Annotated in this window: 9 protein-coding genes; 5 read left to right on the forward strand and 4 right to left on the reverse strand. The window is 75.3% G+C overall.

Annotated features, from left to right (window positions below):
• Positions 1 to 49: 49 nt before the first annotated feature.
• From IEY93_RS17550 to IEY93_RS17565, 4 genes are all read left to right on the forward strand, one after another.
• On the forward strand, positions 50 to 463 hold the full coding sequence (locus IEY93_RS17550) for a DUF3592 domain-containing protein (RefSeq protein ID WP_189164144.1): 414 nt from the start codon (positions 50 to 52) through the stop codon (positions 461 to 463).
• A 150-nt stretch (positions 464 to 613) separates the two neighbouring features.
• Positions 614 to 1546: a Ppx/GppA family phosphatase gene (locus tag IEY93_RS17555; RefSeq protein WP_189164145.1), complete on the forward strand. Its 933-nt coding sequence runs from the start codon at positions 614 to 616 to the stop codon at positions 1544 to 1546.
• A 172-nt stretch (positions 1547 to 1718) separates the two neighbouring features.
• Complete coding sequence (locus tag IEY93_RS17560) at positions 1719 to 2339, forward strand: hypothetical protein (RefSeq protein ID WP_189164146.1); 621 nt, start codon at positions 1719 to 1721, stop codon at positions 2337 to 2339.
• A 41-nt stretch (positions 2340 to 2380) separates the two neighbouring features.
• Positions 2381 to 3496 (forward strand): 5-methyltetrahydropteroyltriglutamate--homocysteine S-methyltransferase, encoded by a 1116-nt coding sequence (locus IEY93_RS17565; protein WP_189164147.1) that lies wholly within the window; start codon positions 2381 to 2383, stop codon positions 3494 to 3496.
• Positions 3497 to 3777: 281 nt separating this feature from the next.
• Here the strand turns inward: IEY93_RS17565 and IEY93_RS17570 are convergent, their stop codons facing one another.
• Positions 3778 to 5091, reverse strand: coding sequence for an AAA family ATPase (locus IEY93_RS17570; RefSeq protein WP_189164148.1), 1314 nt, complete (start codon positions 5089 to 5091; stop codon positions 3778 to 3780).
• A 530-nt stretch (positions 5092 to 5621) separates the two neighbouring features.
• Between IEY93_RS17570 and IEY93_RS17575 the strand changes: the two genes are divergently transcribed.
• The gene (locus IEY93_RS17575; RefSeq protein WP_189164149.1) at positions 5622 to 7193 is read left to right on the forward strand and encodes an alpha/beta fold hydrolase; all 1572 of its coding nucleotides are present in this window, start codon (positions 5622 to 5624) and stop codon (positions 7191 to 7193) included.
• A 108-nt stretch (positions 7194 to 7301) separates the two neighbouring features.
• Here IEY93_RS17575 and IEY93_RS17580 read toward each other — a convergent pair whose 3' ends face one another.
• The 3 genes from IEY93_RS17580 to IEY93_RS17590 form a co-directional block, all read right to left on the reverse strand.
• Positions 7302 to 8771 carry a hypothetical protein gene (locus IEY93_RS17580; RefSeq protein WP_189164150.1) on the reverse strand — a complete coding sequence of 490 codons (1470 nt, stop codon included), beginning with the start codon at positions 8769 to 8771 and terminating at the stop codon, positions 7302 to 7304.
• Positions 8772 to 9132: 361 nt separating this feature from the next.
• Complete coding sequence (locus tag IEY93_RS17585; RefSeq protein WP_203968641.1) at positions 9133 to 10281, reverse strand: hypothetical protein; 1149 nt, start codon at positions 10279 to 10281, stop codon at positions 9133 to 9135.
• Positions 10278 to 11567 (reverse strand): hypothetical protein, encoded by a 1290-nt coding sequence (locus IEY93_RS17590; protein ID WP_189164151.1) that lies wholly within the window; start codon positions 11565 to 11567, stop codon positions 10278 to 10280. Before IEY93_RS17590 ends, IEY93_RS17585 begins: the two co-directional genes overlap by 4 nt.
• Positions 11568 to 11664 lie beyond the last annotated feature (97 nt).

Below are 11664 nucleotides of genomic sequence, written 5' to 3' on the forward strand. Positions count from 1 at the left end.
GGTGCGGTGGCCGCCGCCCACCGCACCACACGGCACCAAGGAGTTCCCCGTGTCCACCACCGCCTGGATCGTGCTCGGCTTCGGGCTGATCGCCCTCGTCTTCGGCGGCATCGGCGCCGGTCTGCTGGTCTCCGAGCGCGAGTTCCGCCGCATCGCGCATCGCGTCCCCGGCCAGGTGGTGCGCCTGCGCCCGCATCACGACGACGGCAGCACGACCTACTACCCGACGATCAGGTTCGTCACGGCCCACGGGCAGCCCGTCGAGGCGGAGCCGCGCGTCTCGTCCAACCCGCCGGTCGCGCCGGTCGGCGGCGCGGTGACCGTCCTGTACGACCCGGCCGCCCCGACCCGCATCCGCCTCGACAGCTTCTGGCACGGCGGCTCGTTCCTCGGCGTGCTCTTCGCCGGCATCGGCGTGACCTTCCTCGCGGTCGACCTCGTCATGGTCCTGGTCAACCGCTGACCCACGTGACGCGGCGAACCGCGTGAAGGCACGGACACGGTGGCCCACGGGCGCACCCCGCCCCGGCGGCCGACCTGTCCGAGGCCGCCGGTCTCCACAGGTGGCGGGGGAGCTGGATCTTCCGGTCATCTGGAGTAGTAGCGTCGGCTCATGCGACTGGGGGTTCTGGACATCGGCTCCAACACGGTGCACCTGCTCGTGGTGGACGCCCACAGGGGTGCGCAGCCGCTGCCGGCGTACTCGCACAAGGTGGAGCTGCGGCTCGCCGAGCACCTGCACAACGGCGACACCCTGTCGGCCGAAGGGGAGCGCGAGCTGCTGCGCTTCGTGGAGGAGTCGCTGCGCATCGCCGAGGACAAGGGCGTCGAGGAGGTCATGGCCTTCGCCACCTCGGCCGTGCGCGACGCGGTGAACGGCGAGGAGGTCCTGGCACGGCTGCGGGCGGCGACCGACGTGGATGTGCGGGTGCTGTCCGGCAACGACGAGGCCCGGCTGACCTTCCTCGCCGTGCGGCGCTGGTTCGGCTGGTCGTCGGGACGGCTGCTGGTGCTCGACATCGGCGGCGGCTCCCTGGAGATCGCCTCGGGCATGGAGGAGGAGCCGGACGTCGCCGTCTCCCTGCCGCTCGGCGCCGGGCGGCTGACCCGGCAGTGGTTCACCGGCGACCCGCCGCCCGGCGACGAGGTGCGCGCCATGCGCAGGCAGGTGCGCGCGCGGATCGGCAGGGTCGTCGGAGACGTGGTGAAGTACGGCCGCGCCGACCATGCCGTGGCCACGTCCAAGACCTTCCGCCAGCTCGCCCGCATCGCCGGCGCCGCCCCCTCCAACGAGGGCGCGTACGTCAAGCGGGTGCTGCGGTACGAGGATGTGGTGCACTGGACCGCCCGCCTGGCCAAGATGGACAACGCGCACCGGGCCGGGCTGCCCGGGGTGTCGGCCGGGCGCGCCCCCCAGTTGCTCGCCGGGGCCGTGGTCGCCGAGGCGACCATGGACCTGTTCGAGGTGGCCGAGGTGGAGATCTGCCCCTGGGCGCTGCGCGAAGGCGTGATCCTGCGCAGGCTCGACACCATGCCGGGCGCTTGACGGCCGGCCGCGCGGGCGTCGCCAGGGCGCGGCGGCCGGGAGTGGTCCCGTCCCTGTGGGAGCCGGAACCCGGAATGCACGGGAGAATCGGTATGTCCACCTGAGTGGGAAACGTGTGGCCCTGTCCTTGCCGGGCACGAGGTCCGCGACGGCACAGAAGGAGGAACTGCCGATGATGGCGCTCATCGGAGCGGCCTACACCTTGCTGGCCGTCCTGGTGCTCATGGGAGTCGCGCTGGTACTGATCGCCGTGCTGGGGCTGATCGCGCTGGCCGTGCTCGCCTCGACCACCAGTCCCGAGCCCGAGCTGGGTGTGGACGGACGTCCGGTGCCCCGTGAAGCCGCGGACGGTCTCGCCCGCGCGCCGGGGGACGGCTCCACCACGTCGGCGGCGGAGACGGCCGCGCCCGGCACGGCCGTGACGTCGAGCGCCCCGGCGCCGGAGGGCAAGAAGGACGCCGGCGCCGGGGCGGCGAAGCGGCGGACGGCGCCGGATCCGGAGCCGGCATCGGATCGGGCGCCGGGCCCGGGACCGGAGAGCGGAGCGGCCCCGGAGACGGACGGCGGGGGCCGGGGGCCGGGGACTCCCGGGCCCGAACCCTGGACGCGAGACCTGCTCCGCGAATCCCTCAAGGGGTACGCCGGCCGCGTCCACCTGTGGCCGTCCGGCCGTCCCCGATCGGGCCGGGTGGCGGGCGGCATCGCGTACGCGCGTGACATGTGGAGCCGGCCGCTTCGCAGATACGGCGAAACCGCACAGAAGTTAATAGCGGCGAAACCCCCCAGAAATTGATAGGACGGTAGGGCCTACTGATCGAGTGGAGGGTCAACGCCATGCGGACCACACCCCCGTTCCGTGCCGACCACGTCGGCAGCCTGCTCCGTCCCGCCGCGCTGCTGCGGGCGCGCGAGGACTTCGCCGCCGGGCGCATCCCGGCCGAGCGGCTCAGGGAGGTGGAGGACGAGGCGATCCGCGAGGTGGTGCGGGCCCAGGAGGAGGTCGGGCTACGGTCGGCGACCGACGGCGAGTTCCGCCGGACGTCCTGGCACATGGACTTCATCTACCGTCTGGGCGGCGTCGGCCAGGCCACCGACGAGAACATCAAGGTGAAGTTCCACAGTGAGCAGGGTGACGTCGAGTTCGTCTCGGCCGCGCTGCGCGTCCACGACCGGGTGACCCTGCCCGAGACGATCTTCGGCGACGCCTTCACCTACCTGCGCGACCAGGTCACCACGGCCACCCCCAAGCTGACGATCCCCTCGCCGAACATGGTCCACTACCGCGGCGGCCCGGCCTCGATCGACCCGGCGGTCTACCCGGACATGGAGCGATTCTGGAGCGACCTCAGCACCGCCTACGCCGAGGAGGTCGCGCGCCTGGGCGAGCTGGGGTGCACCTACCTGCAGTTCGACGACACCAGCCTGGCCTACCTCAACGACCCCGCGCAGCGCGCCGAGATCGCCGAGCGCGGCGACGACGCCGACCACCTGCACCTGCGGTACATCAAGCAGATCAACGACGCGCTGGTCCGCAAGCCCGAGGGCATGTCGGTCACCACCCACATGTGCCGGGGCAACTTCCGCTCCTCCTGGGTGGCCTCGGGCGGCTACGACTTCGTGGCCGAGGCGCTGTTCGGCGAGCTCGCCGTGGACGGGTTCTTCCTGGAGTTCGACGACGAGCGGTCGGGCGGCTTCGAGCCGCTGCGCTTCGTGCCCAAGGGCAAGGCGGTGGTGCTCGGCCTGGTGACCACCAAGCGCGGCGCCCTGGAGTCCAAGGACGACCTGAAGCGGCGCGTGGAGGAGGCGTCCAAGTACGTCGACCTCGACCAGCTCTGCCTGTCGCCCCAGTGCGGCTTCTCCTCGGTCGTCGATGGCAACTCGCTGACCCGTGAGGAGCAGTTCGCCAAGCTCCGCCTGATCGTCGAGACCGCCGAAGAGATCTGGGGCTGACCGCCCGCTTAGCCGCCCGCCCTCGCAGGGCTCTCCTCGTCGCCGCGACCCCTCGTGCGGGTGGTCGCGGCCGATCACGCCGACTTCGTCCGGTACGGGGCGTTCTGCACTGAGCGGGCGATCGGGCGGCACCTGGAGCTCAAGGCGCGTCGGCGCCCGCGGCGCGACCGCGGGCGCCGCGGGCGGCGTGGCAGCGAACCGGCCGCGGGGAGGACCGGCCGTCGGACCGCGGCTCGCGCTCGGCACGCCGGCGTCCGCCCGCACCCCGGCCGACCGGCCGGTCAGGCGGGCGGGGCGGCCTGGACGCGGTGGGCGGCCAGGTGGGCCAGGACGGCCTGGTTGGCCTCCCATCCGTCGGGGAACTTGACCGGCACGCCGAGCTGCACCGTCTCGGCCGAGGGGTGCGCGTCCAGCAGCTCGGGGATCCCGGCCCGGGCGACGACCACGCACGCGTGCCGGTGCCGGGAGGTCAGGACGCACAGCCGCCCGGACTCCAGGTGGAAGGCGGTGGCGTCCCTGCGTCCCGACAGCGGGTGCAGCACGATCGTGACGTCGTACTCCCGGCCCTGCAGCCGGTTGGCGGTGTCCACGGTGACGCCCTCGGGCAGGCCCGCCGCCTGGATCGCCGCCACCTGGTCGCGGTGCGCCGCGCCCACCGCCACCCGGTCGGCGGTCACCGGCCGCTCGCCCCGCTCGGAGAAGGCGACCGGGGCGCGCTGCAGCAGCCGGGTGGCCAGCATCGCGACCGCCTGGACGGCCTCGGCGTCGGTGCGCACCGTGTGCCGGCTCGGCAGTTCGTACAGCGCCCACCCGGTCTCGGCGGCCTCCTCCAGCGCCCGGTCGGGGGCGGTGCGCGGGCCGCCCGCGGTGAACGACAGCCGCCGCTCGCCGGGCGCGGTGCCGGCGCGGAAGCCGGTGAACGGATAGAAGGCCTCGGAGACGACGGGCGCGGCGGAGGCGGGCAGCCGCCAGGACACCGGCAGCCGGTGCACCGGCAGGTCGGGGTTGTGCCGCAACAGCACCGCCACCGCGCTCTGCAGCGGGTCCCAGGACAGCCCGGCCCAGCGGTCCCCGTCCACGACCGAGAACGGGTCGAGCTGCCCGGGGTCGCCGACGAACAGCGCCCGCTCGAACAGCCCGGCGACGCGCAGCAGCTTGTCCGAGCGCATCTGGTACGCCTCGTCGACGATCGCCCATGGCCAGATGCGCCCGCCCGCGGCCCACGCCCACTTGTCGGCCGTGGCGACGACGATCGCCGCGTCACCCAGGTCGGGCAGCTTCGTACCGACGCGCGCCCTGCCGATCACCCGTTGCGGCACGGCGTAGTCGGCGGCCGACAGCCGGCCGACCGGCACGTCCGGATGCTCCTCGGCCAGCCGGACGATCAGGTCGTCCACCTGCTCGTTGGTCTGCGCGACGATCATCAGCGGCTCGCCGGTCGCGGCCAGGTGACCCGCGGCCCGGACGACGAGGGTCGACTTGCCCGCGCCCGGCGGGGAGTCGACGACCACGCCGCGATGGCGCGGCAGGTCGGCGAGCACCGCCTCCACCACGGCCGCCGCCTCCTGCGCGGGGGAGAGGATCTTCGCCGTCATGGGCCGAACGCTACCGGATTGGTCCGCAGCCAAGGCGGATCGACGTCTCCGCCCGGGCTGCGGCCGGCCTCGTACCGTGTCCGCCGGCATCGCTCGCACATGCCACTGGCACGTCCCCGCCGGCTCGCTGTCAACGGCCGTCGCCGCACTCTTCGGCGTGGGCGATTCATCTCGCGCCGCGAGCCCGGACTCCGCGTCGCTCAACGTGACGGTGGTCACCGGGACGGACGCCCTCGAAACCGGGGCGTGTCCGCCGCACCGCGCCGACGGCCGGCCTCCGGCGAGGGGCATGAAACACGATGAAAATGATCACTATGCTGGAGCCGGTTCACGCAGGGGCTATGCGGTGGGAGCACTTCCCTGCTTGACCGGATGGGCGCCTTGCGTGATCGTCGGCCTGGACCACCGGACGCTCGATCTTCGCGCCGCGGAATCCAGGCGCTGTACGAAGCCCTCGGCCGTCTTCCAGGGGTCAGCACCGTCCCGGCCGGGCCACTCGTTCCGGCGGGCGCAGGAGGGAGGCCGCGGGCATGAGGAACACGCTGGGCGGGGTCCGGCCGAACCGGTGGATCCGGCGTACGTACGGGCGGCACGCCGTCGCCGCGGCGCTCGCGGCGGTCACGATCGCGGCGTTCGCCGTGCCCGCGGGCGCCGCGGCCGGGACAGGTTCCGCGGCGGGCGCCGTACGAGCCGCCGGTGGCGTCGTTCCCGCCGGTTCTGCGGAGCGCGGGGCCTTGCGGTGGGGCGGCTGCGACGGGGTGGACGCCCCGGAGTTGCGGTGCGCGTCGCTCAGCGTGCCGCTGGATCACCGGCATCCGCGCGGCCGCACCATCTCGATCGCGATCTCCCGGCTGCCCGCCACCGACCCGGCCAGGCGCCGCGGAGTGCTGCTGACCACCGGCGGCGGGCCGGGCGGCCCGGGGGTGCCGCTGCCCGCGAGCCTCGCGCCGTCCCTGCCCGCCGAGGTCCGGGCCCAGTACGACCTGGTCGGATTCGACATCAGGTTCGTCGAGCGCAGCACGCCGATCGGGTGCGGGCAGGCGGTCGAGGAGCCGGGCGGCTACTGGGTGCGGGGGGCGACACCGGGAAGCTTCCAGGCCGACGCCGGTGAGGCCCGCCGGTACGCCTCCGGCTGTCTGCGCGCCGCCGGCTGGGCGCTGCCGCACGCCACCACCGCCAACGCCGCCCGCGACATGGACCTGATCAGGGCCGCGCTGGGCGAGGAGAAGATCTCCTACCTCGGCGGGTCGTACGCCGGGATGCTCGGCGCCACCTACGCCGCGCTGTTCCCCGGCCGGGTGGACCGGTTCGTCCTGGACAGCCCGGTGAACGGCGCCGACGCCTGGCGGGCCTACGAACTGGCCCGCACGCCGGCCTTCGAGGCGGGCACCGCCGCCTTCGCCGCCTGGACCGCCGAACGGCACGCCCAGTACGGGCTGGGAGCCACGGCCGGGGAGGTGACCGGGGCGGTGAGCGGCCTCATCCGCCGGGCCGGGCAGGCGCCCATCGTGCTCGGCGGCCACGCCTGGACCGGCAGCGAGCTCGGCGCGCTGCTCGTGGCCGGGATCTACGACGAGCGGGCCTTCGGGATGGTCGCCGCGGCGTTCGCCGCCGTCGCGGCGGGCCGGGAACCCTTCGTGCCGTTCCCGATCAGGCCCGTGCCGCCCGAGGGGGTGCCGGGAGTGCCGGCCGACAACCACACCGCCACCAACATCGCCTACCGCTGCGGGGACGGCCCCTGGCCCCGCGACCCACGTGCCTACCTGCGCGACCTCGCCGTCTATGGCGAGCGCTACCCGATCTTCGGGCCGGCGAACGCCAACATCACCCCCTGCGCGTTCTGGCCGCCGGCGCAGGACGCCGGGGTGCGGCCCGGCCCGGGGCGGGCGCCCGGCGTGCTGGTCACCGTCGCGCTGCGCGATGTGGCGGTGCCGCCGGCCAACGGCAGGGCGGTCGCCGCGCGCATCCCCGGATCGCGACTGGTCACCATCGACGCGCAGACCCACGCGCCGTTCCCGTACTTCGGCGACGCGTGCCTCAACGACGCGGTGAACGGCTTCCTGGCCACCGGCAGGCTCCCGGCGGCCGACCTGGCCTGCTGAGCACCCGCCACGCCCTGTCCGGCCGGGGCGTCCACATGACCCCCGGCTCGCGCATCTGGCCGCAGCGAATCTACACTGTAAAGGCGGCGCGTGAGTGCGCACCCGTCGTCACGACCATTCCTCCTCCGGTTCGTCCTCGGAGGGCTCGTGCTCCGGTGGTGGGCCGCCGTGCGTCCACGGGGTCTCCTCCGGGGCGGGTAGCGCGGCCGGAGGCTGGAACTCGTCCAGGAGCGCGGCGTAGCACACCCGCTCGCCCGCCTCCGGGACGGCCCCGGGTGTCGCCGTCGTGCCCCGGCCCATGCCCTTCACGATCTTCAGGGTGACGTGCTCGCCCTCGATCGCGACCAGCTCGGCCTGCTGGCCGCGCCGCTCGGGGGTGCCCAGCCGGGTGCCGGCGGCCAGGCGCACCGGGTCGGTGGTGCGGACGGTGACCAGCGGACGCAGCTTCCGCCCCCGGCCCTCGCCCTCGGTGCGGTCGGGCTCGGCGGATACCACCGTGCCGGTGAACGCCTCGCCGGTCAGCCGGTACCCCGCCATGACCAGCGGGTCGTCATAGGCGCGCTGCGCGTCGTAGGACGCCCGCGCCCGCTCCATGCGGGCCAGCCGCGCCGCCGCGCCGACGGCCCCGTCCCGCTTGGGCTGGGGCGGCGCGCCCTCGGCGATCTGCGCGGCGAAGGAGGTGAACGACGCCCGGTCGGCCTCCCACCGGCCGGCACACCCCTGTCCGGCGGGCAGCGCGGCCAGCAGGCCGATCGCGCGCCACATCAGCCGCCAGGTCGGCTCCAGCTGCGAGCGCACCGCGGCGCGCACCCGTTCGGCGGCCTGATCGCTCCGCGTCTCCTCGTACGCGCGGATGGCCGGGGCCAGCACCTCGGCGTCGAAGCCCGGATCGGTGGCGGGCCCGGCGGGCGGCCAGATCAGCGGGTCCTCCGCCTCCTTCGCCGCGGCCGCGCCGGTCGAGCCGGGCGGCGGATCGATCCACCCGGCCAGGGAGGCCAGGTTGGCGTCCTCCAGGGCGCTCTGCCCGGTGGCCCAGTGCGCCGACAGCGTCTCGGTGGCCGAAAGGAGCAGCGAGGACCCCGGATATCCGGCGCGCTGGCCGAAGAAGGTCAGCCACCGGCCCAGCAGGGGCACCGACGGATGGACGGCGAACGGGCCCTCGGCGCGGCGGAACCGGGTGGAACGGCCGAGCAGCCGGACGAACGCCGCCGCCCCAGGGTTGGGCACGATGAGCTGCGGAGCGTCCAGGCAGCGCTCGTAGGGCTCGGCGCCACGCCGCTCGACCGTCTCGGTGGCCTTCTGCAGGCTCTCGATGTACGGCAGCATGACCTCGGCCAGCTCGGCCGCGAAGGCGAACCGCAGGTCGCGGTCGCGCGGCTGCGGCACCACCAGCAGACGGGGGTGATCGGGGTCGGTGCCCACCATCGCGGCCAGCGGCGCCGCCGCCTCGCCGGCCAGCCGCAACGGGATGAGGACCATGGGCCGGTCGGACAGGTGGCAGTGCCGGACGGTCGCCAGCCGCTGCGCCGACCCGCTCCGCAACGCGCGCAGCCGCGCCAGCGCCGCCAGTGTGCTCATCGGCCCCTCCGCACACCCGCGCCGCGCGCCACCCATCCAGCGGCCGGGGTGCTCCTCGCCGGGACCGTCCGCGTGGCGGGCGGGGCATTGCTCGCCAGGGCCGCCTGCCTGGGGGTCGGGGTGATACTCGCCAGGACCGCCCGTCCGGGAAGCGAGGGCGCGAGCCCTCTACGGGAGGTCAGGGGCGCGAGGCGTCTTCCGGCGGCCAGGGGTGCGAGGCCCGAGCGGGGGAGTGGGGACATAGGGGCCGGCCCCTCCGGCGCGGACGCGGGGGCCCGGCCGGGCAGCGGGGGCGTGGGGGCCGGGATCCGCCGGGCGGGGCGGGTGAGGGGCGCGTTCTGGAGGCGCCCGTGCCGATCGGTCATGAGAGCTCCGCGTACATGCGGTCGGCGAGGCGCAGCAGCCGGGCGATCTCCTCCTGGCCCTCGCCCGGCTCCCGCGAGCCGTCGGCCAGGCCGAGCGCCTCGCCCACGGTCGCGACGCCGCCGAGCGCGTCGCGCACCTGGCGTCCCAGCAGGTCGGTGGACTCCTGCCCGGCGGCCTCGTCCCGGCAGAAGAAGCACAGGTCACAGGTGGACAGGCAGTCCGGCGCGTACCGCGCCTCGACCGCGCGCACCGCCTCGCGCAGCTCGGCCGCCGGCCGGCCCGGCACGCCGTCGTCGCCGGGTGCCAGGTCGAAGGTGAGCCCCGGCGGCAGGGCGTCCACGAGCGTGCCGACCCGGGTCATGCGGGCGAGCTGGCGCCGCAGCACGGCGAGCTGGCGGCGCACGTCCACCAGGGCCGCGGCCGGCCGGTTGGCGAAGTTCTCCGGGCACACCAGCACCACATCATGTGCCACCCGGCCCGGATCGTGGCCGAGCTCCTCCAGCATGGTCTTCAGCGCGAGCACGTACACCGCCGCCTGGCGCGCCGCGGCGGCGGCCTTGTCCGGCTCGGCCTGCCCGTCGATCACGGCGAACGACTTGATCTCCACGATGTGGAACCGGCCGCCGTGCAGGAACGCCACCACATCCGGCTCCAGGTAGGCGCTCTGCCCGGCGATCTCCAGCCGCAGCAGCGGATGGTCGTACAGCGTGCCGGCCCCGGCGCCGTCGCGCGCCGCCCGGTCCAGCAGCGTGCGGGTGTGCGCGTGCCGCAGGTGCGCCGAGGGGTCGCCGCCGATGTCGCCGAGGTCGGTGTAGGCCGCCTCGGCGACCGGCAGGCCGAGCAGCTCGCGCAGCAGCCTCAGCAGCTCGGCGCAGCCGCTCTCCTTGACCAGCGCCTCGAACGCGTTGCCCCGGGTGATCGCGAAGGGGGACCGGCCGAACGGCGCGGGGAAGCCGAGGTGGGTGGCCGTCGCGTCCTTGTCGATGCCCGCGGCGTCCAGCACGGAGCGGCGGGCGCACCCGGGGTTGGCCGCCAGGGCGGCGATGGCCCGCGCGTCGTGCGGGCGCGGCGGCACCGCGCCGCGCAGCCGGTCGAGCCGATCGAGATCCACCTCGCGCCTCTCCTTCGCCTCGTCCTTGTTCACCTGGGCCGCCTTGCCGCCCGGGTGGTGGTGGCCACGCCGAACAGGCGCCCCGCCTCGGGCAGCGCTTCGCGGGCCCGGCGGGCGATCTCGGCCCGTGCGGCGGCGTCGCCGGCGGCGTGCACCTCCAGCTCCGCGCGGGCCGCCCGGACGACGGCCGCCGGGTCCGGGCCGTCCGATCCCGCCGCGAACCGGTCCGGCTCACCGTCGGAGACCGGCCACGACATGTCCGCCTGAACCCCGGCGGCCGGCCACGACGCGGTGGTGGGGCCCGGCGTCGTGCCCTGGCCGCGCGCGCCGGGGACGCGCCCGGCCCGTCCGCCGGGGACCGGCCCGTCCGCGTCGCGCTCGGTTCGCCCGCCGGGGCCGTGCCGCGTCCGGGGGTATCCGTTCGACGTGCCCTGCCTTTCACCGATGCCGGGGATGTTGTGCGCCAGCCGGGACAGCAGGCGGTGCGCGGCCGGTGATGGCCGCTCGCCCGCCTCGGCCATGCGCGCCAGGTGCTCGGCCAGCCTGATCGCGGTGATGAGGAAGTCCACGCGCGGGCTGAGCGGACCGACGGCCCGCCGTTCCAGCGGCCAGGTGCTGAGGGCCAGCAGCCCGCGCGCCGCGGACAGGCGGTCGGTGAGCGCGGCGCACATGTAGTACGGCCGGGCGTGCGGTGCGGCCCGGAAGGACCGCTCCTCGTCCCTGCGCAGGACGGCGATCTGGGCGCTGCGCAGCGGGGCCGCGCCCAGGGCGGCGTTCAGGGCGACCACCACGCGGGCCGCGGCCGGCACTCCGATCAGCGTCAGTGCCTGACACACCTGCTCTCGCACGCCCGCGGGCGACGCGCCCTCGCGCCCTGTGGCTCCCGGCCGCACGACCCTCGCCCGCCACACCCCCGCCGCCGCGCCGCCGCGCGCCCCCGGAGCCCCCCCGCCGCCCAGCGCCCGCGAGGCCGCCCGGTCGCCCAGTGCGTGCGTCGCCGGTCCGTCGCCTAGTGCGTGCGGGGCCGGTTCGTCGCTCAGCGTGTGCGGGGCCGGTTCGTCGCTCGTGTCCGGTGCGGACCGGCCGGTCTGCGCCCTGCCCGTGCCCGGCGCGTCGTGGCGGTCTTCTGGCCCGGCGCCGTGTTCCTCGACGGGCGCGGAGTCGCGCGCGGTGAGTTCCTGCTGCCAGGAGTGCTCTGCGCGCCGCAGTTCGGCGCGCAGCGATCGGGCCAGGACGCTCTCGCGGGCGCGGACGGCCCGCCGGATCTCCCCGCGCAGCGCGTCCATCCGCCGCTCGAGATCGTCCGGCCGCTCACTCACGCCCGGAGCGTACCAACCTTCCCCGTCGTTTCTCGGCTCCCCGGCGTTTCAGACTCCCTACGCCGCCCGGTCATGACGACGCGAACGGGCGCCCTTT

This window comes from Sphaerisporangium melleum (genome assembly GCF_014646695.1).
GTDB lineage: Bacteria > Actinomycetota > Actinomycetes > Streptosporangiales > Streptosporangiaceae > Sphaerisporangium > Sphaerisporangium melleum.